The following is a 19,629-nucleotide window of genomic DNA, read 5'->3' as shown; positions in this document are numbered from 1 at the left end:
CCGTTCACCTTTTCCCTTCGGGCAGCTCGCCCGGGGTGGAAATGTCGTCCTGCCAGACCAGGGCGGTGGCGCCCCGGACCTTTATCACCTGCACCCGCTCACCTACGGCGTAACTCCGCGTCGCGTCGTACGCCCGCGCGGTCCACAACTCACCGTCGATCTTGACCATGCCCCGCTCGGCGTCCACCGGCTCCAGCACCAGGGCGGTCGCGCCCTCGATCGCCTCGACGCCGAACGGCTGCTCGCCGCTCTCCAGCGCCGAGCGGGCGTGCCGCTGGATGACCGGCCGGACCACCGCCACGCAGAGCGCGGAGACCACGGCGAAGACCAGCGCCTGCAGGCCGACCGGGGCGCCGAGCGCGGCGGCCCCGGCGGCGGCGAACGCCCCGGCCGCGAACATGATCAGGAAAAGGGTCGTCGTGAAGATCTCGGCGACCGCCAGCACCACACCCAGCACGATCCACAGCACGGCGTCCACCCCACGATCGTGACACGCCGACGCACGCGGCGACGACCCCGAGATGATCTCCTAAGCTCGGCACCGCGCCGACCAGCACCGAGGAGGACGACCATGGCCCTGCTGCCCGAGACCGCCCGACGGATCGACGCGCTGGTCGCGCGGACGCAGGCCGAGGGACGGGGACCCTCGCTCGCCCTCGGGGTGGTCCGGGACGGCGGTCTCGCCCACCTCTCCGTCGCCGGCGACCACCCCAGCCCAGACGCGGACCTGCAGTACCGGATCGGCTCGATCAGCAAGACCATGACCGCGGTGCTGGTGATGCAGCAGCGCGACGCCGACCGGCTCGCCCTCGACGACCCGCTGGACAAGCACCTGCCCGGCACCCCGGTCGGCGAGCTCACCCTGCGGCAACTGCTCGGGCACGCCAGCGGCCTGCAGCGCGAGCCGGACGGGCAGTGGTGGGAGCGGACCGAGGGCGCCGACCTGGCCACCCTTGTGGCCGGGCTGACGCCGGAGAAGATCGCCCACCCGCCGCACCTGGTCTACCACTACTCCAACCTGGCGTACGGGCTTCTCGGCGGGGTGCTGGAGCGGGTCACCGGGACACCCTGGGCCGAGCTGCTCCGCGAGCGGATCCTCGAACCGCTCGGCATGCACCGGACCACGTACCACCCGACCGAGCCGTACGCCCGGGGCTACGTGGTGCACCCCTGGCACGACACGCTGCGCGAGGAGCCGCGCACCGACACCGGGGCGATGGCGCCGGCCGGCCAGCTCTGGTCGACCGTCGCGGACCTGAGCCGCTGGGCGGCGTTCCTGGCCGACCCGGCCCCGGACGTGCTCGCCCCGGCCACGCTCACCGAGATGTGCGCCCCGGTGGTGATCAGCGATCTGGACTCCTGGACCGGTGGGCACGGCCTGGGTGTGGAGCTCTACCGGGTCGGCGAGCGGGTGTACGTGGGTCACGGCGGCTCGATGCCCGGGTACGTCGCCGGTCTCGCGGTGCACCGGCCCAGCCGCACCGCCGTGGTCGACTTCGCCAACTCGTACGGACTCAGCCGCGGGCACCACATCGTCGGGCTGGCCCGCGAGGTGCTCACCCTGGTGCTGGACGCCGAGCCGACCCCGCCCACCCCATGGCGCCCGGCCGGGGAGCCCGCCGCCGATCTCGCCGAGCTGACCGGCCGCTGGTGGTGGATGGGAATCGAGTACGAGTTCCGCCCGGACCCCACCGGTGACCTGCTCGCCGGCACGGCCGGCCGGCCGGCGCTCCGGTTCACCCCGGAGGGTCCGGACCGCTGGCGGGGCCGCTCCGGCTCCCAGGACGGCGAGATCCTCACCGTCCTCCGCGACGAGTCCGGTCACCCGGTCGCCCTGGACATCGCCACCTTCGTCTTCACCCGCACTCCCGACCAGGAGCCCTGAGCGCGGTCGGGGGGTCACATCTGCGGGTCGTGATGGCGCACCAGGGCGCCGAGCAGGCGGGTGAGCTGCTGGCGCTCCGGCGGGGTCAGGGGGGCGAAGACCTCGTCCTCCACCCCGGCCAGCAACTCGTCCAGCTTGCGAAGTTGCCCCCGCCCCGCCCGGGTGAGGGTGATGACGTTCCGGCGCCGGTCGGCCGGATCGGGTGCACGTTCCACCTGCCCGCGACCGGTCAGCTCGGTGATGACGGCGACGAGGTCGCTGCGGTAGATGCCGGTCCGCTGGCTGAGCTGCGCCTGGCTGGCCGGGCCGAACTCGTCCAGCGTGGCGAGCACGGCGTAGTGCCACTTGCGGGCGTCCGCCCGGGCCAACTCCGCGTTGACCCGGCGATCGGAGTGCATGGCGGCTAGGGAGAGCAGGCGGGTGCGCAGGTCCCGCAGCCGCTTCGCGCCGGTCTGCGGCTCGGCGGCGCCGGCGGGCGTGCTGTCGCTCACGGCACGATCCTATCCTTGCGTTAGTCGCACTAACGAATTAGCGTCGACGTCATCCCGAACGTTAGTGACACGAACGATTCGCGGCGCACCCGGACCATACCCGAGGAGATTCCCGATGACCCGCAGCACCGACGCTCCGACCACCTTCGGCCCGCAGCTCATCGGCCGCACGGAGAAGGCGCTCAACGCCCTCCTGGACCGCCAGTTGGCCGGCACCGGCATCACCGAGCCGCAGTGGGTCACGCTGACGCTCACCGTCACCAGCGGTGGCACCCTGACCGGCGACGCGCTCCTCGCGCGGATCTCCGACGCCCTGAAGGTCGACGAGGCCGATGCCCGCCGGCGCGTCGCGGAACTGGCCGCCGCCGGTCTGGTGCGCACGACCGGGAACACCATCGCCGCCACCGAACGGGGGGAGGCGCAGTGGCGCGAGGTCCGCGAAACGATCAATCAGATCACGCCGAAGCTGTGGGGCGACCTGCCCGAGGCGGAGCTGACGATCGCCGGGCGCGTCCTGAACGCCGTCCTCGCGCGCGCGAACGCCCTGCTGTCGGCGGCCTGACGCCACCAGCCCCAGTCGCTACGCGGGCTCGGTGACGAAGTCGATCAACCGCTCCATGGCGTTGATCAACGGCGTCTCGACGTCCGCGAAGCTGTCCACCTTGGACAGGATGTGCCGCCACATCTCCGCCGGCTCGGCCACCCCGAGGGCCGCGCAGACCCCCTCCTTCCAGCGCCGCCCCGGCGGCACCACCGGCCAGGCCGGGATGCCCAGCGCCGCCGGCCGCACCGCCTGCCACACGTCCACGTACGGATGGCCGGTGACCAGGACGTGCGGCGAGGTCACCGTCGCCACGATCCGGCTCTCCTTGGAGCCGGGCACGAGGTGGTCGACGAGCACGCCGAGCCGGCGGCCCGGGCCCGGGGCGAAGGCGCGCACCTCCGCGGCAAGGGCGTCGATGCCGTCCAGGGGTTCCACCACCACGCCCTCGATCCGCAGGTCGTCGCCCCAGATCCGCTCGACCAGCGCGGCGTCGTGCACGCCCTCCACCCAGATCCGGCTGGCCTTGGCGACCTGCGCCCGGACGTTGTCGACCGCGATCGAGCCGGAGGCTGTCCGTCGGCGGGCGGCGGGCACCGGGGAGGGCGCCGGGCGGCGCAGGGTGACCGACTGACCGTCGAGCAGGAACGCGGCGGGCAGTAGCGGGAAGTTGCGGCGCCGGCCGTGCCGGTCCTCCAGCACCACCGCGCCGGCCTCGAAACCGACCACCGCACCGCAGAACCCCGATTCGGCGTCCTCGACCACGAGGTCGGGTTCGGCGTCCACCTCGGGGGTGACCTTCCGCCGCCGCCAGTTTCCCGTCAGCACGTCCCCGTCGTATCGCCCCGCCATGTCGATCACGCTAATCACCGGGTCGGCGCGTCGCCCGGCGACGCGCCGACCGGCAGGCCCGGTGGCGGCGCAGAAAGGGGCGAAGGGGGTAGTTGGGGGCAGGTCACGCCGCCGGAGCGGCAGCCGAGACAGGGGCGGCGGCGAGCACGTACCCTTTTCGGCATGTCCCTCCCCGCAACGGGCGCCGCCACACTGGCTCCGCGCCGGTCGAGCCGGTTCGTTGCCTGGGTACGCGCCTGGCGCGCCGGCCTGGTGCCCTTCGACGAGGTCGCCGACCAGATCGCCGGCGACGAGGAGCACCTGGTCGCGGACGCCCCCGGCACCTGGACCGACGTCACCCTGCGGGAGGCGCTGCCCAGCCTGGCCAAGCTCTCCCCGGACGAGATCCGGCTGGTGCTGCCCGCCCCGGGCGACCCGCGCGGGCTGCCCGGCCCGGGCGACTTCGCCGGCGCGGCGCTGCTGGCCGGCGAGGCCGTGGTGGCCAGCGGGCTCGGCCTGGTCCCGGAGGTGCGCACCCACACCTCCGGGTCGGGGATGACCTGGGAGACCGTGCTCTGGCGGGTCTACCCGCTGCCGGCCGACGCGCCGAAGGCGTCCCTGGCGGTGCCCGGCGCCGCCGAGGCCGAGGCCGAGCTGGCGGCCGCGCTCGCCGAGACGACCGCCGCGCTGACCCGGCTCGACGTGGCCCACTGGCGGCCGGAGTTGGCCGGCGCCCTGGCCGCGCTGCGCCGCCCCGACGGTGCCACCGACCTGCCGCCCGGGTTCGACCCGCGGGCCCGGCGACTCTTCGCCCGGGCCGCGGTGCTGGACCGGGTGCTCGCCCTGGCCGGGGAGAGCGCCCCGGGCGGGGCGGTGAACACCTACGAGGCACAGCAGCGGGACGCGGCGCTGCGCCCGCTGACCACCGCCTGCCGGCAGGCCCTGGTGGCCGCCTGCAACGCCCCGCTGCGTCCCTGAGCGCGGCCCGGGCTCAGACCTCGTCGATCAGGTCGGCCACCGAGTTGACGATCCGCGACGGCCGGTACGGGTAGCGCTCCGCCTCGGACCGGCTGCTGATCCCGGTGAGCACCAGGATCGTCTCCAGCCCCGCCTCCAGACCGCAGAGGATGTCGGTGTCCATCCGGTCACCGATCATCGCGGTGGTCTCCGAGTGCGCCTCGATGGTGTTCAGCGCGGAGCGCATCATCATCGGATTGGGCTTGCCGACGAAGTACGGCTCCACCCCGGTCGCCTTGGAGATCATCGCGGCGACCGAGCCGGCGGCCGGCAGTGCGCCCTCGACGGACGGGCCGGTCGCGTCCGGGTTGGTGCAGATGAACCGGGCGCCGTCGTTGATCAGCCGGACCGCCTTGGTGATCGCCTCGAAGCTGTAGGTCCGGGTCTCCCCGAGCACCACGTAGTCCGGCGCGAAGTCGCTGAGCACGTAGCCCACCGCGTGCAGGGCCGTGGTCAGCCCGGCCTCGCCGATCACGTACGCCGTGCCGCCGGGCCGCTGGTCGTCCAGGAACTTGGCGGTGGCCAGGGCGGACGACCAGATCGCCTCCTCCGGCACGTCCAACCCCATCCGGGCCAACCGGGCCTGGAGGTCGCGCGGGGTGTAGATCGAGTTGTTGGTCAGCACCAGGAACGGCTTGCCGGAGGCGCGCAGCTTCTGGATGAACTCGGGCGCGCCGGGCACCGGCTGGCCCTCGTGCACCAGCACGCCGTCCATGTCGGTGAGCCAGCTCTGCACCGGCTTGCGGTCATGCATGTGTCGTCCCCAGGGGTGTCGGAGGTCGGTCGGGCTCAGGGCCGGCGGGCCGGGGGCACGCAGCACAGCGCCGGGCACGTGTCCCAGGTGGGCAGTTCGCCGAGGCGGCGACGCAGCCGCTCGCCGTCCGGGGCGGTACGTTCCAGGACCAGCTCGCGGACCATCGCCACGAAACGCGGGTCGGTGCCCGGGGTGCCGGCCCGGACGAAGTCCAGGCCGAGCTGCTTGGCCGTCTCCAGCGCCTCGGTGTCCAGGTCCCAGACCACCTCGAGGTGGTCCGAGACGAACCCGATCGGGCTGACCACCACGCTGGTCACGCCCTGCTCGGCGAGGGCGGCCAGGTGGTCGTTGACGTCCGGCTCCAGCCACGGCACCTGCGCCGGGCCGGAGCGACTCTGCCAGACCAGGTCGTACGGCAGGTCCGGAGCGGCCGCGGCGTGCACCAGCCGGGCGGTCTCCTCGAGCTGGGCGGTGTACCGGCCGCCGTGCGGGCCGGCGGTGGCGGCCGCCGAGACCGGGATCGAGTGCGCGGTGAACATCAGCCGGGTGGTCTCCCGCTGGGCCGGGTCGAGCTGCGCCAGCGCCTCCCGCACCGCGTCGACGTGTGGCTCGACGAAGCCAGGGTGGTCCCAGAACTGGCGCAGCTTCTCGATCAGCGGGGCGTCCGGGCCGACCGCGGCCCGGGCGGTCGCGATGTCCTCCTGGTACTGCCGGCAGGAGGAGTAGCCGCCGTACGCGCTGGTGACGAAGGCGAGGGCCCGGGTGATCCCGTCGTCGCGCATCTGCGCCACGGTGTCGGCGAGCATCGGGTCCCAGTTCCGGTTGCCCCAGTAGACCGGCAGGTCGACGCCGTTGGCGGCGAAGTCCTCGCGGATCGCCGCGAGCAGCTCACGGCACTGCTGGTTGATCGGGGACACCCCGCCGAAGCGCTGGTAGTGCTCGGCGACCTCGGCGAGCCGCTCCGGCGGCACGCCCCGACCCCGGGTCACGTTCTGCAGGAAGGGCAGCACGTCCTCGGGCCGCTCCGGGCCGCCGAAGGAGACCAGCACCAACGCGTCGTACGCCATGGCTTCCATTCTTCCCCGCCGAGCAGGACGGGGATGCGACGCCCCCTGGGTGCGGGTGTGGAAAGGGGCCCCCTGATCTGCCGGAGGCGTCAAGAAGGGGCCCCTCCGTGCACCTCAGGCGCCGATCGCGTGGTACCCGCCGTCGACGTGGACGATCTCGCCGGTGGTGGCCGGGAACCAGTCCGACAGCAGGGCCAGGCAGGCGCGGGCGGCCGGCTCCTGGTCGGTGAGGTTCCAGCCGAGCGGGGCGCGCTCGGCCCAGGCGTCCTCGAACTGCTCGAAGCCCGGGATCGACTTGGCGGCGATGGTGCGCAGCGGCCCGGCCGCGACCAGGTTGCTGCGGATGCGCCGCTTGCCGAGGTGCAGTGCCAGGTAGCGGGAGGCGGACTCCAGCCCGGCCTTGGCCACGCCCATCCAGTCGTAGACCGGCCAGGCCTTGGTGGCGTCGAAGGTGAGGCCGACCACCGCGCCGCCCGCGGACATCAGCGGCAGCGCCGCCATGGCCAGGGACTTGTACGAGTACGTGGAGACCTGGAGCGCGGTGGCCACGTCCTCCCACGGCGCGTCGAGGAAGCCGCCGCCGAGGCAGCTCTGCGGGGCGAAGCCGATCGAGTGCACCACCCCGTCCAGGCCGTCGACGTGCTCGCGCACCTTGTCGGCGAGGCCGGCCAGGTGCTCGGCGTTGGTGACGTCCAGCTCGATCACCGGGGCCGGCTCGGGCAGCCGCTTGGCGATCCGCTCGACCAGGGAGAGCCGGCCGTAGCCGGTGAGCACGACCTGGGCGCCGTTCTCCTGGGCGAGCTTGGCCACCGAGAAGGCGATCGAGGCGTCGGTGATGACGCCGGTGACGAGCAGCCGCTTACCGGCCAGCAGTCCGGACATTGCGCAATTCCTCCGTGTTTCTCAGTGACCCATGCCGAGGCCGCCGTCGACCGGGATGACGGCGCCGGAGATGTAGCCGGCCGCCTCCGAGGCGAGCCAGGTGATCACGGCGGCGACCTCCTCCGGCTGGGCGAAGCGGCCGGCCGGGATGGACTTGCGGTATTCGGTGCGCCGCTCCTCGGGGAGGGCCGCGGTCATGTCGGTCTCGATGAAGCCGGGCGCGACCACGTTCGCGGTGATGTTGCGGCTGCCGAGCTCACGGGTGATCGAGCGGGCCACCCCGACCAGGCCGGCCTTGCTCGCCGCGTAGTTGACCTGGCCGACGCCGCCGTAGAGGCCGACCACCGAGGAGACGAAGATCATCCGGCCCCACTTGCCGCGCAGCATCTTCGTCGAGGCCCGCTTGGCGCAGCGGAAGGCGCCGGTCAGGTTGGTGTCGAGCACCCGGGTGAACTGCTCCTCCGACATCCGCATGATCAGCGTGTCGTCGGTGATGCCGGCGTTGGCGACCAGCACCTCCACCGGGCCCAGCTCGGCCTCGACGGCGGTGAAGGCGGCGTCCACCGACTCGGCGTCGGTCACGTCACACTTCACGCCGAACAGTCCCTCGGGAGCGTCGCCGCTGCGGTGGGTGACCGCCACCCGGTCGCCCTGCTTGGCGAAGGCCTGCGCGATGGCCAGGCCGATCCCCCGGTTTCCGCCGGTCACCAGCACGGTACGGGCCACGCTTCCCCCTCTGCTCAGCTGATCTCTCGGTCGGTCGGAGCCTAGGCGTTACCGGCAGGTAAGCGCTAACGCGGGACCCCGTCGGGGCCCCGCGACGGCCCTCCTGGGCAGGGTGCGTCGACCGGTCGGCCGAGTGCGCGCCCCGCGCGCGACGGGTGTACGATGATCTCGTTTGCGGGCCGGAAGATCGCCCGCGTTCCGGGCCCCGCCGACCGCAGGAGGTGATCGCTGTGCGAGATAGCGATCCTCCCAGTCGTGGCCGGGCCGACCGTCAGCCCCGCTGAGCCACGACTCAGTCAGCGCAGCTGACCCAGCTTCCCGCCCCACCGCATCGCCCGTCTCCTCGGCCACCGTCCGGGGCGACCGTGCTGCGCGGCCCGCCCGGGCCGCCCCGCGGCGGAGCACCCCGGTCACGACTTCGTGTGCGTACGTCCTGATCCACCCCCACGGTCCGGCCCGTGCCGCCCGGACCGTCCCGTCGCCACGGAGCTGTCCCATGAGCCGTTACGTCGCCCCGTTGGGCTTCACCCTCGCCGCCGTCTGGGTGGCCGTCCTCTTCGTCCTGGCTGGCGGCGGTCACTGACCGCACCGGCCGGGCCCCGGTCCCGGCGCACCGCCGGGCCCCGGCCGTCCCGCCTCAGATCAGGCGGGACGACCAGAGCAGGCTCAGCGCCCCCGCGCAGAGGGCGAACAGCAGCGCGATCCCCGCGTACCACTGGGTGATCTCCCGCGGCTCGGTCCGGAACCCGATCGAGCTGCCCATGTCCTGGTAGACCCGCTTCAGCTCGCTCACCGACGCGGCCTCGTAGAAGTAGCCCTGGGTGGTCTCCGCGAGCTGCGACAGCGCCATCCGGTCCACCGGCACCCGCTGGAGCTGACCACCGATGTCGACCTGACCCGAGTCGGTGCCGAACGCGATGGTGGAGACCGGCACGTTCGCCGCCTGCGCCGCCCCGGCCGCCTCCTCCACCGACCGCCCCGCGGTCCGGTACCCGTCGGACAGGAGCACGATCCGGGCCGGCGGGATGCCGGCCGCGCCGTCGGCGGGCACCGAGCGGATCGCCTCCAGGCAGGTGAAGACCGCCTCCCCGGTTGCCGTCGCCTCGGCCAGCACGAGCCCGTCGATGGCGGTGGTCACCGCCCCCCGGTCTTTGGTCGGCGGGACCAGCACGTTCGCCGACTTGGCGAAGGACACCAGCCCGAGGTTGTAGCTCTCCGGCAGCTCCCCGACGAACTGCTTGGCCGCCTCCTGGGCGGCCTCCAGCCGGTTCGGGGCGACGTCGTCGGCCTGCATGGACAGCGACACGTCGATAGCGAGCATCACCGTGGCCCGCTCCAGCGGCTCCCGGGTGTCCACCGCCGGGCGGGCCAGCGCGGTGGCCAGCACCAGCAGGCAGAGCAGGAACGCGGTGGCCGCCGCGTGCCGCCGCCAGCCCAACCCCTTCGGGGCGAGGGTCCGCAGCAGGTCCACGTTGGTGAACCGCATCGCGTACGTCCGGCGGTGCAGCTGCCGCCAGACGTACGCGGCGGCCAGGGCGAGCACCGGCAGCACGGCCAGCAGCCACCACGGTTGCAGAAAACGGATCATCGGGTCGTCCCTCGGGTACGGGCGTGCCGTTGCGCGGCGACGAACCGCACCATGTCCAGCAGCCAGTCTCGGTCGGTGCGCAGCCGCAGGTGAGCCGCACCGGCGGCGCGCAGCTCGGCGGCGACCGCCGCCCGCTCGGCGGCCGTCGCCGCGGCGTACCGGTGACGCAGCCGGGGGTCGGCGGTCTGCACCTCGTGCACCTCCCCCGTCTCCGGGTCGACCACCGGCAGCACCCCCACGTCGGGCAGTTCCAGCTCGCGGGGATCGACCACCTCGACGGCCAGCACGTCGTGCCGGACCCGCAGCTTACGGAGCTGCCGGCCCCACTGCTCGGGCGGTGCGCGGAAGTCGGAGATCACCGCGGCCACCCCGCGCCGGCGCGGTGGCCGGTTGAGCATGTCGACCAGCGCGCCGAGGTCGAGGCGGCCGGGGCGGATCTCGGTCCCGGCGATGGCCCGGAGCAGGCCCTGGGCCTCCCGGCGGCCGGACCGGGCCGGCAGCCGCACCATGGTCCCGGGACCGGTGACCGGGGGTGCGCCACGCCACCGGCCGGTCTGCCCGGGAGTCCCGGCGCCGGTGCCGACCACCGCGCCGATCCGGTTGCCCCCGCGCACGGTCAGGTGGGCCAGGGCAGCCGCCGCGGCGACCACCAGGTCCCGCTTGAGCGGCCCGGCGGTGGCGAAGTCCTGGCTCGCCGAGAGGTCCACCGCCAGCCAGGTCTCCAGCTCCCGGTCGGCCACCGTACGCCGGACGTGCGGCATCGTGGTCCGGGCGGTGACCGGCCAGTCCATCCGGCGTACGTCGTCGCCGGGGCGGTACTCGCGGGACTCCCCCGCCTCGCTGCCCGGGCCGGGCAGCAGGCCCGCGTAGTCGCCCTGGAGCAGCCCGTCGAGCTTGCGGGTGACCATGAGCTGCAACCGGGCGAGGACGGCGCCGGAGCGGTCGCCGGTGGCCGGCAGCCGGGCGGGTGGGGTCACGGCCGCTGCCCGGGCCAGCCGGCGCCGGTCGGGACGGCCGGTGGCGGCGGCGAGGCCTGCTGCCGGGGCGCGACCGCCGGCAGCGGGATGGTCGACAGCACCCGGTGCACGATGTGGTCGGCCGGGACGTCGTCGGCCAGCGCGTCGTAGCTGAGCACCAGCCGGTGGCGCAGGATGTCCGGGGCGATGTCCTGCACGTCCTGCGGCAGGGCGTAGTCCCGCCCGCGCAGCAGCGCGAGCGCCCGGGTGGCCCGGACCAGGCCGAGCGAGGCGCGCGGGCTGGCCCCGTACTGGATGAACTGGGCGACGTCGGGCATGCCATGCTCGGCGGGGGCTCGGGTGGCGAGCACCAGCCGGACCGCGTAGTCGACCAGCGCGTTGTGCACGAAGACCTGGTCGGCCTTGTGCTGCAGGGCGATCAGGTCCGGGGTGTCGAAGACCGGGGCCGGCTCCGGCGGGGCCACGCCCATCCGGTAGACGATCTCCCGCTCCTCGGCATCGGTCGGGTAGCCCACCACGATCTTCATCAGGAAGCGGTCCCGCTGCGCCTCCGGCAGCGGGTAGACGCCCTCCTGCTCGATCGGGTTCTGGGTCGCCATCACCAGGAACGGGTCGGGCACCCGGTGGGTCTCCCCGCCGATCGACACCTGGCGCTCGCTCATCACCTCCAGCAGCGCCGACTGCACCTTCGCCGGGGCCCGGTTGATCTCGTCGGCGAGCAGGAAGTTGACGAAGACCGGCCCCAGCTCGACGTCGAACTTCTCACTGGACTGCCGGTAGATCCGGGTGCCCATGATGTCGGCGGGCACCAGGTCCGGGGTGAACTGCACCCGGGCGAACGAGCCGCCGACCACCTTGGCCAGGGTCTCCACGGCGAGGGTCTTGGCGACGCCGGGCACCCCCTCCAGCAGACAGTGGCCCCGGGCGAGCAGGGCGACGAACATCCGCTCGACCATCCGGTCCTGGCCGACGATCACCCGCTTGATCTCGAACAGCGCCCGCTCGAGCAGGGTGGCGTCCTGCGCCGGGGTGGTCGTGGCCGGGGGCGGCGCGTCCGGCACGGCCTCGGTCGGGGTCGGGGCGTCGGGCGTGGTCGGCTGGGCCACCGGTCCTCCACAGCTTGGTCGTCGTCGCGAGCGTGGTGCGTGTCAAGACTGTCATGCCCGGCTGAGAGCCGAGGGCGGGAGAGGGACGATTTTCGCCGCGTCGTCCCTCGGCACGGAAAACCCTGAACACGGGTGGACAACAAAGGGACTGGCGTGTGTACGATTCACCCCGTCGCCGGGCGGCTCCCCCCGTGGCCGCCCGGCGCTAAACCTCCCGGAGTGCGGGCCTAGACTCGCCCCGGTGACCACTCCCACTCCCGCTGACGAGGCGCTGATCTGCTCGGCGCGGGGGTGTCGCGCCTCCGCCGTCTGGGAGCTGCGCTGGAACAATCCCCGCCTGCACGAGCCCGACCGGCGCAAGACCTGGCTGGCCTGCGTCGAGCACCGGGCGTCGCTCGGCGCCTTCCTCGACGCGCGTGGCTTCCTGCGCGAGGTGGTCGCGGTGCCCGGATCGCCTACCCTCGAAGAGTGAACGAGCGCAGCGGATCACGTCGGTGAACGGTGACGACCCCGCCGGCCGGCCGCCGGCCCCGCCCGGCCCGCTGGAGCCCTGGCCGGAGACCGTCCGGTGGCAGCCGATCTCCCGCGACCTGATCTGGGTGGAGCTGATCCGGCTCGGCATCCTGCTCGCCGTGGCGCTGGTGGTGCTCGGCGTGGCCTGGGCGGCCACCGGTCACTGGCTGCCCGGCGTCGCCCTCGGCGTGGTGCTGCTGCTGGCCGCCTGGCGGACGGTCACCATCGTCCGGGCGGTGCACGCCTGGGGGTACGCCGAACGGGAGCACGACCTGCTGGTCCGGCACGGGCTGCTGGTCCGGCGGCTGTCCATCGTCCCGTACGCCCGCATGCAGTTCGTGGACGTCACCGCGGGTCCGTTGGAGCGGGCGTTCGACCTGGCGACCGTGCAGTTGCACACGGCCGCGGCGGCGAGCGACGCCCGGGTGCCCGGGCTGCGGCCGGCGGAGGCGTCCCGGCTGCGGGACCGGTTGACCGCGCTGGGCGAGGACCGGGCGGAGGGGCTGTGAGCCACGGCCCGGCCGACCCGGAGCCCGCACCGCAACACCCGGCCGACGACGGACGACCCGCCACCCCGCCGCCGACTCCGCCCACCCCGGCCGGCGCCGGTCCCGGCTGGCCGGGGAGCCACCCCGCACCGCCGCCGGGCGGGGAGGAGCCCCGGCAGCGGCTGCACCCGCTGAGCCCGGTGCTGCACGGCGCCAAGTCCCTGGTCGTGGTGATCGCCGGCCTCTCCTGGTCGACGCTGTCCCGGGTCGGCTTCGGCTGGTTCGCCGTGCTGGTCACGGTCTTCGCGCTCGGCGCGACCGTGCTGTCGGTGGTCAGCTGGTGGAACACCGGCTACCACCTGGTGGGCCGTGAGCTGCGGGTGCACGAGGGGTTGATCTGGCGGCGTACCCGGGCGATCCCGCTCGAACGGTTGCAGGCCGTGGAGGTGGTCCGGCCGCTGCTGGCGCAGCTCACCGGCCTGGCCGAGCTGCGGCTGGAGGTGGTCGGCGGGGGCAAGACGGAGGCGCCGCTGGCGTACCTGGGGGTGGCCGAGGCCACCGCGCTGCGGCAACGACTGCTCGCCGTCGCCGGCCGCGCGCCGGAGACGGTGCCGCCCCCGGCCGGCGCGGCGCCGCCCCCGGCACCGGCCGGACGCTGGCTGCACACCGTCCGCAAGGAGGACCTGCTGGTCAGCCAGCTGCTCACCCCGCAGGCGTTCCTGCTGCCGTTCGGTCTGGCCTTCGTGGTGGCGCAGTTCCTCTCCGAGGGCTCGTGGTCGTTCATCGCGGTGGCCAGCACGCTGACCGCCATGGCCGGTGTGCTGCTGCAACCGGTACGCCGGGTGCTCGACGACTGGGGCTTCCGGCTCGACCGGGACGACGACACCCTGCGGGTCCGCAACGGCCTGCTGGAGACCCGCGTGCAGACGGTGCCGCTGCACCGGGTGCAGACGATCCGGGCCACCTGGCCGCTGCTCTGGCGGATGAAGGGCTGGCTGCGGCTGCGGCTGGAGGTGGCCGGTTACTCGGCCGCCGAGCCGGACGACCGGAACCGGCCGGACCGGCTGCTGCCGGTCGGCGACGCCGGCACCGGCGGGCTGGTGGTCGCGGAGGTGCTGCCCGGCGTACGGCTGGACGCGCTGCCGTCGACGCCGCCGCCCGGGCGGGCCCGGTGGCTGCGCCCGCTGAGCCGGTCGGCCGTGGGTGCCGGCCTCGACGCCGAGGTCTTCGTCGCCCGCTCCGGGCTGCTCACCCGCCAGTTGACCCTGGTGCCGTACGCCCGGATCCAAAGCGTGCGGGTGACCCAGGGCCCGGCGCAGCGGCGGTTGCGGCTGGCCACGGTGCACGCGGACACGGCCGGCGGGTCGGGCGCGGCGGCGCCCGACCGGGACCTGGCCGAGGCATGGGAGCTGGCGGCCGAGCTGACCGCGCGGGCGCACTTCGCCCGGCACGCGGACCGGGGTCGCCGGGGCTGACCCGGGGTCAGCGCTCGGCCGGCACCGCGTCGGGGTCGGCGGCGGCCGGTTCCGTGCCGCGCGGCGGCGCGACCGCGTCGGCGGCGGCCGGGCGGGCGGCGACCGCGTCGCCGCGCTCCGGACCGGCGGAGGCGGCCATGGCCGGCTGCGGCTCCCCGGCGGTCATCGCCGTGGCGCGCCGAGAGCGGTGGGCGGCCCACCAGCGCTCGGCCAGGCCGACCACCAGGAAGGTGATCCCCACGTACGCCCAGCCGACCAGCACGTCGATCAGGTAGTGCTCACCGCTGTAGACCAGGGTGAAGGTCATCGCCAGCGGGTACGCCAGCAGCAGCGGCCACCACCGCTTGCGGGTGGCGGGCAGGAAGAAGAGCACGACGAAGAGCGCGAACGCGGTGTGCAGCGACGGCATCGCCGCGACCGGGTTGGAGGCGATCTGCCCGGCGTTGAGCAGATTGCCCGCGCCGTGCATGCCGATCTCCTTCCACCCCCGGGTGGAGATCCGGGCGACCTCGGTGAGCAGCCCGTTCTGGGCCGCCCACCACGGCGGGGCGGCCGGGTAGAGGAAGTAGGTGGCCAGGCCGGCGGCGCAGAGGAAGCCCCAGCGCCGCATGTACGCCGCCCAGCGCGCGCGGTTGCGCATCCAGAGCACCGCCGCGGCGGCCAGCGTCGCCACGAAGTGGGAGAAGTAGATCCAGCTGACCAGCACGTCCCACCAGTGCACCTCGGGCCGGTAGAGGTGCTGCTGGAGCCAGACCGTGGGCACCTCGCCGCCGGTGGCCCAGCCCACCAGGAACCGGTCGGCGACGATCAGCTCCATGGCGTGCGGCGTCGCGCCGTTGTCGGCGAACCCCCGGGAGAGGTTGTACGCGGCCAGCAGCAGCACCACCGGGATCCAGTCGCGGGCGAACCGCAGGTGGCTGCGCCAGGGCCGGGAGGAGTTCCAGGCGATGGTGGCCGCCCAGATCCAGACGAACGCGTACGCCGGATCGGTGGGCAGCCCGATGGCGAACCAGGCGGCCACGAAGGCGACCCCCCAGATCGCCATCGCGATCACGCGACGACGTCCGCCGTCGGGTGAGGCGGTGGCACCGGTCCGGGCAGGGGGCTGGGGGTCTGTCACGACGGCCATCGCGGTCAAGGTTAACGGCGGGCGACGCATCGACCGACGGCGACCACCGCCGGGCCGGTCCGCCGGCGCTACGGAGACCGGGCGTGCCCGCCCCGGCTCGTCTAGGCTCGGGGCATGCAGGAGCAGCCGGAGTCGCCCTTCGCGCCGGGGCTGACCGCCCGGGTCGAGCTGACGGTCACCGATGCCGACACCGCGCTGGCGGTGGGCTCGGGTGACGTGCCGGTGCTCGGCACGCCCCGGGTGCTCGCCCTCGCCGAGGCGGCGACCGTGGCGGCCACCGCCTCCCGGATGCCGCCCGGGTCGACCACCGTCGGGATCCGGGTCGAGCTGGAGCACCGCGCGGCCACACCGGTCGGGCGTCCGGTGGTCGCCCACGCCCGGCTGGCCAAGGTCGACGGGCGGCGGCTGCTGTTCGAGGTGGCCGTCACCGACGGCGACGAGACCGTCGCCGAGGGGCGGGTCGAGCGGGTGCTGGTCGATCGGCAGCGCTTCGTCGAGCGCGCCTCGCGGGCGTCATGACCGCCCGGTTCGTCGAGGTCGCCGACCGCGTGCACGTGCTGCGCGATCCGCTGCTGCACGTCAACGTGACGCTGGTGGTCGGCGACGGCGCGGCACTGCTGGTGGACACCCTCTCCACTGCCGGGCAGGCCCGGGAGCTGGCCGAGGCGGCGCGGGCGGTCACCCCGCACCCGTGGACGATCGTCAACACCCACCACCACTTCGACCACTGCTTCGGCAACGCCACCCTGGCCGCGGATCCGCCCCGCCCGGTGTACGCGCACGAGCTGGCCGTGACGGCGCTGCGGGACCGCCCCGACGAGCTGCGCCGGGCGGCGTACGAGGAGATGCGCGACGAGCAGCCGGCGCTCGCCGCCGAGCTGGCCGGGACCGAGCTGCTGGCCCCGACGTACGCGGTGCGTACCGAGGCCGTGCTGGACGTCGGCGGCCGGCGGGTGGTGCTCCGTCACCCAGGGCACGGGCACACCGACGCCGACCTGGTGGTGCACGTGCCGGAGGCGGATGTGCTGGTCGCCGGGGACCTGGTGGAGCAGAGCGGGCCGCCGGCGTTCGAGGAGTCGTACCCGCTCCAGTGGCCGGACGCGGTGGCCGGGTTGCTGCGGCTGACCACGCCCTGCACGGTGGTGGTGCCGGGGCACGGCGAGCTGGTGGACGCCGAGTTCGTCCGGGCCCAGCACGCCCAGCTCGTCCAGCAGGCCTGGCAGATCCGGGCCGGCCACACCGGCAACGCCCCGCCCGAGCGGGTGGCCGCCGAGTCGCCCTTCGGCGCCCGCCCCGGGCTGATCGCCGCCCGCCGCGGCTACGCCGAACTCGACGGCACCGCCTGACCCTGCCGCGCGGGGCCACTAGGTCGAGGTTCGAGCCCGATCCTGGGGTGGGCCGTCCGGCACGGGTGCCCCGCGCAGCCGGGCGAGCAGTGCGTCGAGAGCGGGAACGGCGTCCAGGACCGCGCCGCGGGCGGCGGGGTCGAGGGCGGACAGGGCCTCGGTGAGCAGGGCGGTGCGGTGCGCCGCGTGATCGACGATCCGGGCCCGGGCGGCGTCGGTGAGGCGGAGCCGCACCACCCGGCGGTCCGCCGGGTCGCGGTCCCGGTCCAGCAGCCCGGCGACGGTGAGGTCGCGGACCAGGGTGCTCACCGTGTTGGGTGCCGTGCCGAGCCGTCGGGCCGCCTCCTTGCCGCTGATGCCGGGCTCGGCGCGGACCAGCAGCAGCAGCTCCACCTGGGCCTCGGGCAGGACGACCCGGTTGGCCCGCCGGGCGGCGCTGCGGCGCAGCAGCCGGTGCAGTTCCCCCACCAGGGCGCCGAGCCGGTCGACCGTCTCCTCGTTCGACACCCGGGTCACCTACCTCACATCGCAATAGTTCTGCCTACAGAGCTAAGGTAGCCGAGATCATCAACCTGGGAGGACCCGCCGTGAGCCAGACCGCGCGGACGATCGCGCGCCCGTCCGTCGACGCGCCGCGGCCACCCGGCGGCCGCGCCACGCTGCTCGTGCTGCTCGGCACCCTCACCGCGATCAGCCCGCTCTCGCTGGACATGTACCTGCCGGCGTTCCCCGCGATGACCCGCGACCTCGGCGCGGACCAGGCTCAGATCCAGCTCTCGCTGACCACCTGCCTGGTCGGCCTCGCGCTCGGCCAGCTCGTCACCGGCCCGCTCAGCGACCGCTGGGGGCGGCGGCGTCCGGTGCTGGTGGGCGTCATCGCGTACGCCCTGTTGGGGCTGGTCTGCGCGGTGGCGCCCACCGCTCCCACGCTGGCCGCCGCGCGCTTCGCCCAGGGCCTGGCCGGCGGCATGGGGACGGTGGTCGCCCGGGCGGTGGTCCGCGACCTCTACTCCGGGCGGGAAGCGGCCAGGTACTTCTCCCAGCTCACCCTGATCTTCGGGGTGGCGCCGGTGGCCGCGCCCAGCGTGGGCAGCCTGGTGCTGCGGTTCGGGTCCTGGCGGGCCGTCTTCCTCGCCCTGTCGGCGATCGGGCTGCTGCTCGCCGTCGCGGTCGCCCGGCGGCTGCCGGAAACCCTGCCCACCGAACGGCGCAGCACCGGCGGCCTGGCGGCCACCGCCCGGACCATGCGGTCGCTGGCCGCCGACCGGGTGTACCTGGGGTACGTGCTGACCCAGGCTTTCGCCTTCGCCGGGCTCTTCGCCTACATCTCCGGGTCGTCGTTCGTGTTCCAGGACGTCTTCGGCGTCTCGGGCACGACGTTCAGCCTGTGCTTCGGGCTCAACGCGCTCGCGCTGGTCGCGAACGGGCAGGCCAACGCCCGGCTGCTCGACCGGTTCAGCCCGCGCCGGCTGCTGGTCACCACCCTCGTGGTCAACGCGGTGGCCGCCCTCGGCGTGCTGACCGGGGCGTTCGTCGGCAGCCTGGCCCTGGTCGCGGTGTCCCTCGTCGCCTTCGTCGGCGCGCTGGGCATGGTCACGCCGAACAGCACCGCACTGGCCCTGGAGGCGCACCCCCGGCACGCCGGCACCGCCGCCGCCCTGCTCGGCGGGGTGCAGTCGGTGCTCGGCGCGCTCGTCGCGCCCCTCGTCGGGCTGGGCGGCGAGGGCAGCGCGGTCCCGATGGCCTGCGTCCTGGTCGCCACCGCCACGTTGTCCCTGGTCGCCGTCCGGACCCTCACCCGTCCCCGGTGACCCGACGAGGTCAGGAGGAGAACCGGGCGGTCACGGCCGCCCGGACCGGCATGGCGACCGCGCCACCGGGAGACTCGCAGACCAGACCGGCCACCCGCAGGGCGAAGGCGACCCGCTCCCGCCAGCCGATCGGGTCCTCGGGCTCGCCGGCGAGGAGCAACTCGGCGATGAGCGCCCCCATCACCGAGTCACCCGCGCCGGTGGCGTCCACCGCGGCGACCTTCGGGGCGGGGACGCGTACCACGTCGTCGGCGGCGGCGACCAGGGCGCCGTCCGCGCCGAGGGTGACCACCACGGTCGCCGCGCCCAACTCACGCAGGTACGCGGCGACCCCCTCCACCGGCTCCCGGGGGTAGAGCACCCGCGCGTCGGCGCTGCTCAGCTTGACCAGGTGGGCGCTCGCGGCGAACTCGGCGACCACCTCGCGCAGCGCGGCCACCGCTGCGGGCCCGCCGAGCAGGCTGGGCCGCACGTTCGGGTCGAACACCCGCAACGCCCCGGCGATCGCCCAGGCGCGCCGGGCGGCGGCCAGCACCGGCGGATCGAGCAGCACGATCGACCCGCAGTAGAGCACGTCCGCGCCCTCGACCAGGGCCACGTCCAGGTCGTCGGCGGCGAGCAGGGCGTACGAGCGGGGCTCGCCGTAGAAGCGGAAGTCCGGTTCCGGGCCGGTGAAGGTGGCCACCGCCAACGCCGTCGGGGCCGCTACGGTCACCGCGCCGGTGAGCCCGACCCCGGCGGCGGTGAGAAAGGCGCGGATCCGCTCGGCCAGCGCGTCGTCGCCGAACGACCCGACGAACTGGACGTCCCCGCCGAGCCGGGCGACCGCCACGGATACGTTGAGCGGCCCACCGCCGATCGCCTGCCGGTAGACGGGCTGCCCGTCGTACTCGGCGTCGAGCAGGTCGACCAGCGCCTCGCCGAGCACCACCGCGTACCCCATGCCGGCTCCTCTCCTCCGTGGTACCTCCGATCCTGGCGCATCCGGGTGGAGCCCGTGAC

Annotated in this window: 22 protein-coding genes; 9 read left to right on the top strand and 13 right to left on the bottom strand. The window is 74.4% G+C overall.

What is annotated here, in order from left to right; genetic code table 11:
* Positions 1–4: 4 nt before the first annotated feature.
* Positions 5–478: an NfeD family protein gene (locus tag ACFYOS_RS13320; protein WP_387139713.1), complete on the bottom strand. Its 474-nt coding sequence runs from the start codon at positions 476–478 to the stop codon at positions 5–7.
* Positions 479–571: 93 nt separating this feature from the next.
* Here ACFYOS_RS13320 and ACFYOS_RS13315 point away from each other — a divergent pair, with 93 nt between their 5' ends.
* Positions 572–1,885, top strand: coding sequence for a serine hydrolase domain-containing protein (locus ACFYOS_RS13315; protein ID WP_387139710.1), 1,314 nt, complete (start codon positions 572–574; stop codon positions 1,883–1,885).
* 14 nt (positions 1,886–1,899) lie between these two features.
* Here ACFYOS_RS13315 and ACFYOS_RS13310 read toward each other — a convergent pair whose 3' ends face one another.
* On the bottom strand, positions 1,900–2,376 hold the full coding sequence (locus ACFYOS_RS13310; protein ID WP_387139707.1) for a MarR family winged helix-turn-helix transcriptional regulator: 477 nt from the start codon (positions 2,374–2,376) through the stop codon (positions 1,900–1,902).
* Between the two features lie 115 nt (positions 2,377–2,491).
* Here ACFYOS_RS13310 and ACFYOS_RS13305 point away from each other — a divergent pair, with 115 nt between their 5' ends.
* The gene (locus ACFYOS_RS13305) at positions 2,492–2,938 is read left to right on the top strand and encodes a MarR family winged helix-turn-helix transcriptional regulator (protein WP_387139704.1); all 447 of its coding nucleotides are present in this window, start codon (positions 2,492–2,494) and stop codon (positions 2,936–2,938) included.
* 18 nt (positions 2,939–2,956) lie between these two features.
* Here the strand turns inward: ACFYOS_RS13305 and ACFYOS_RS13300 are convergent, their stop codons facing one another.
* Positions 2,957–3,769, bottom strand: coding sequence for a DUF3097 domain-containing protein (locus ACFYOS_RS13300; RefSeq protein ID WP_387139701.1), 813 nt, complete (start codon positions 3,767–3,769; stop codon positions 2,957–2,959).
* Between the two features lie 162 nt (positions 3,770–3,931).
* On the opposite strand from ACFYOS_RS13300, the gene ACFYOS_RS13295 reads away from it, so the two are divergent.
* Positions 3,932–4,726 (top strand): hypothetical protein, encoded by a 795-nt coding sequence (locus tag ACFYOS_RS13295; RefSeq protein WP_387139699.1) that lies wholly within the window; start codon positions 3,932–3,934, stop codon positions 4,724–4,726.
* A 13-nt stretch (positions 4,727–4,739) separates the two neighbouring features.
* Here the strand turns inward: ACFYOS_RS13295 and ACFYOS_RS13290 are convergent, their stop codons facing one another.
* The 7 genes from ACFYOS_RS13290 to ACFYOS_RS13260 all read right to left on the bottom strand — a co-directional run bounded on the left by ACFYOS_RS13290 (position 4,740) and on the right by ACFYOS_RS13260 (position 11,865).
* Positions 4,740–5,606, bottom strand: a complete 867-nt coding sequence (locus ACFYOS_RS13290) for an HAD-IIA family hydrolase (RefSeq protein ID WP_387140145.1) — start codon at positions 5,604–5,606, stop codon at positions 4,740–4,742.
* On the bottom strand, positions 5,555–6,586 hold the full coding sequence (locus ACFYOS_RS13285; protein WP_387139696.1) for a ferrochelatase: 1,032 nt from the start codon (positions 6,584–6,586) through the stop codon (positions 5,555–5,557). Before ACFYOS_RS13285 ends, ACFYOS_RS13290 begins: the two co-directional genes overlap by 52 nt.
* 114 nt (positions 6,587–6,700) lie before the next feature.
* Positions 6,701–7,468 carry an enoyl-ACP reductase FabI gene (gene fabI, locus ACFYOS_RS13280; protein ID WP_387139693.1) on the bottom strand — a complete coding sequence of 256 codons (768 nt, stop codon included), beginning with the start codon at positions 7,466–7,468 and terminating at the stop codon, positions 6,701–6,703.
* A gap of 21 nt (positions 7,469–7,489) precedes the next feature.
* A complete protein-coding gene (gene fabG / locus ACFYOS_RS13275; RefSeq protein WP_387139690.1) occupies positions 7,490–8,194 on the bottom strand; it encodes a 3-oxoacyl-ACP reductase FabG in 705 nt (234 codons plus the stop codon).
* Positions 8,195–8,831: 637 nt separating this feature from the next.
* Positions 8,832–9,782 (bottom strand): VWA domain-containing protein, encoded by a 951-nt coding sequence (locus ACFYOS_RS13270; protein ID WP_387139687.1) that lies wholly within the window; start codon positions 9,780–9,782, stop codon positions 8,832–8,834.
* The gene (locus tag ACFYOS_RS13265) at positions 9,779–10,777 is read right to left on the bottom strand and encodes a DUF58 domain-containing protein (RefSeq protein WP_387140142.1); all 999 of its coding nucleotides are present in this window, start codon (positions 10,775–10,777) and stop codon (positions 9,779–9,781) included. Before ACFYOS_RS13265 ends, ACFYOS_RS13270 begins: the two co-directional genes overlap by 4 nt.
* A complete protein-coding gene (locus ACFYOS_RS13260; protein WP_387139685.1) occupies positions 10,756–11,865 on the bottom strand; it encodes an AAA family ATPase in 1,110 nt (369 codons plus the stop codon). The genes ACFYOS_RS13265 and ACFYOS_RS13260 overlap by 22 nt, the downstream gene beginning before the upstream one ends.
* Before the next feature lie 241 nt (positions 11,866–12,106).
* Here ACFYOS_RS13260 and ACFYOS_RS13255 point away from each other — a divergent pair, with 241 nt between their 5' ends.
* From ACFYOS_RS13255 to ACFYOS_RS13245, 3 genes are read left to right on the top strand one after another with little or no spacing between them, the layout of a single operon-like run.
* Complete coding sequence (locus ACFYOS_RS13255; RefSeq protein ID WP_387139682.1) at positions 12,107–12,337, top strand: hypothetical protein; 231 nt, start codon at positions 12,107–12,109, stop codon at positions 12,335–12,337.
* A gap of 22 nt (positions 12,338–12,359) precedes the next feature.
* Positions 12,360–12,887: a PH domain-containing protein gene (locus ACFYOS_RS13250; protein WP_387139679.1), complete on the top strand. Its 528-nt coding sequence runs from the start codon at positions 12,360–12,362 to the stop codon at positions 12,885–12,887.
* Positions 12,884–14,341 (top strand): PH domain-containing protein, encoded by a 1,458-nt coding sequence (locus tag ACFYOS_RS13245; RefSeq protein WP_387139676.1) that lies wholly within the window; start codon positions 12,884–12,886, stop codon positions 14,339–14,341. The genes ACFYOS_RS13250 and ACFYOS_RS13245 overlap by 4 nt, the downstream gene beginning before the upstream one ends.
* A 7-nt stretch (positions 14,342–14,348) precedes the next feature.
* On the opposite strand, the gene ACFYOS_RS13240 is transcribed toward ACFYOS_RS13245, so the two are convergent.
* Positions 14,349–15,470 (bottom strand): phosphatase PAP2 family protein, encoded by a 1,122-nt coding sequence (locus ACFYOS_RS13240; RefSeq protein ID WP_387139673.1) that lies wholly within the window; start codon positions 15,468–15,470, stop codon positions 14,349–14,351.
* A 114-nt stretch (positions 15,471–15,584) separates the two neighbouring features.
* Between ACFYOS_RS13240 and ACFYOS_RS13235 the strand changes: the two genes are divergently transcribed.
* Both ACFYOS_RS13235 and ACFYOS_RS13230 read left to right on the top strand, forming a co-directional pair.
* Positions 15,585–15,989: a thioesterase family protein gene (locus ACFYOS_RS13235; RefSeq protein ID WP_387139670.1), complete on the top strand. Its 405-nt coding sequence runs from the start codon at positions 15,585–15,587 to the stop codon at positions 15,987–15,989.
* Positions 15,986–16,816: an MBL fold metallo-hydrolase gene (locus ACFYOS_RS13230; protein WP_387139667.1), complete on the top strand. Its 831-nt coding sequence runs from the start codon at positions 15,986–15,988 to the stop codon at positions 16,814–16,816. The genes ACFYOS_RS13235 and ACFYOS_RS13230 overlap by 4 nt, the downstream gene beginning before the upstream one ends.
* An 18-nt stretch (positions 16,817–16,834) precedes the next feature.
* Here the strand turns inward: ACFYOS_RS13230 and ACFYOS_RS13225 are convergent, their stop codons facing one another.
* Entirely contained in the window at positions 16,835–17,323 is a 489-nt protein-coding gene (locus ACFYOS_RS13225; RefSeq protein ID WP_387139664.1) for a MarR family transcriptional regulator, read from the bottom strand.
* Between the two features lie 80 nt (positions 17,324–17,403).
* On the opposite strand from ACFYOS_RS13225, the gene ACFYOS_RS13220 reads away from it, so the two are divergent.
* The gene (locus ACFYOS_RS13220) at positions 17,404–18,627 is read left to right on the top strand and encodes a multidrug effflux MFS transporter (RefSeq protein ID WP_387139661.1); all 1,224 of its coding nucleotides are present in this window, start codon (positions 17,404–17,406) and stop codon (positions 18,625–18,627) included.
* 10 nt (positions 18,628–18,637) lie between these two features.
* Here ACFYOS_RS13220 and ACFYOS_RS13215 read toward each other — a convergent pair whose 3' ends face one another.
* Complete coding sequence (locus ACFYOS_RS13215; protein WP_387139658.1) at positions 18,638–19,570, bottom strand: carbohydrate kinase; 933 nt, start codon at positions 19,568–19,570, stop codon at positions 18,638–18,640.
* Between the last annotated feature and the right edge of the window lie 59 nt (positions 19,571–19,629).

It is taken from the genome of Micromonospora sp. NPDC005806 (assembly GCF_042871425.1).
GTDB lineage: Bacteria > Actinomycetota > Actinomycetes > Mycobacteriales > Micromonosporaceae > Micromonospora.
This window is presented reverse-complemented; position numbering and strand designations above follow the sequence as displayed.

Bases quoted from the DNA above. Each gene is read 5' to 3' on its own strand.
- ACFYOS_RS13315 (WP_387139710.1), top strand. From the start codon at position 572: ATGGCCCTGCTGCCCGAGACCGCCCGACGGATCGACGCGCTGGTCGCG.
- ACFYOS_RS13230 (WP_387139667.1), top strand. From the start codon at position 15,986: ATGACCGCCCGGTTCGTCGAGGTCGCCGACCGCGTGCACGTGCTGCGC.
- ACFYOS_RS13300 (WP_387139701.1), bottom strand. From the start codon at position 3,769: ATGGCGGGGCGATACGACGGGGACGTGCTGACGGGAAACTGGCGGCGG.
- ACFYOS_RS13235 (WP_387139670.1), top strand. From the start codon at position 15,585: ATGCAGGAGCAGCCGGAGTCGCCCTTCGCGCCGGGGCTGACCGCCCGG.
- ACFYOS_RS13305 (WP_387139704.1), top strand. From the start codon at position 2,492: ATGACCCGCAGCACCGACGCTCCGACCACCTTCGGCCCGCAGCTCATC.
- fabI (WP_387139693.1), bottom strand. From the start codon at position 7,468: ATGTCCGGACTGCTGGCCGGTAAGCGGCTGCTCGTCACCGGCGTCATC.
- ACFYOS_RS13285 (WP_387139696.1), bottom strand. From the start codon at position 6,586: ATGGCGTACGACGCGTTGGTGCTGGTCTCCTTCGGCGGCCCGGAGCGG.
- ACFYOS_RS13270 (WP_387139687.1), bottom strand. From the start codon at position 9,782: ATGATCCGTTTTCTGCAACCGTGGTGGCTGCTGGCCGTGCTGCCGGTG.
- ACFYOS_RS13240 (WP_387139673.1), bottom strand. From the start codon at position 15,470: ATGGCCGTCGTGACAGACCCCCAGCCCCCTGCCCGGACCGGTGCCACC.
- ACFYOS_RS13215 (WP_387139658.1), bottom strand. From the start codon at position 19,570: ATGGGGTACGCGGTGGTGCTCGGCGAGGCGCTGGTCGACCTGCTCGAC.
- ACFYOS_RS13295 (WP_387139699.1), top strand. From the start codon at position 3,932: ATGTCCCTCCCCGCAACGGGCGCCGCCACACTGGCTCCGCGCCGGTCG.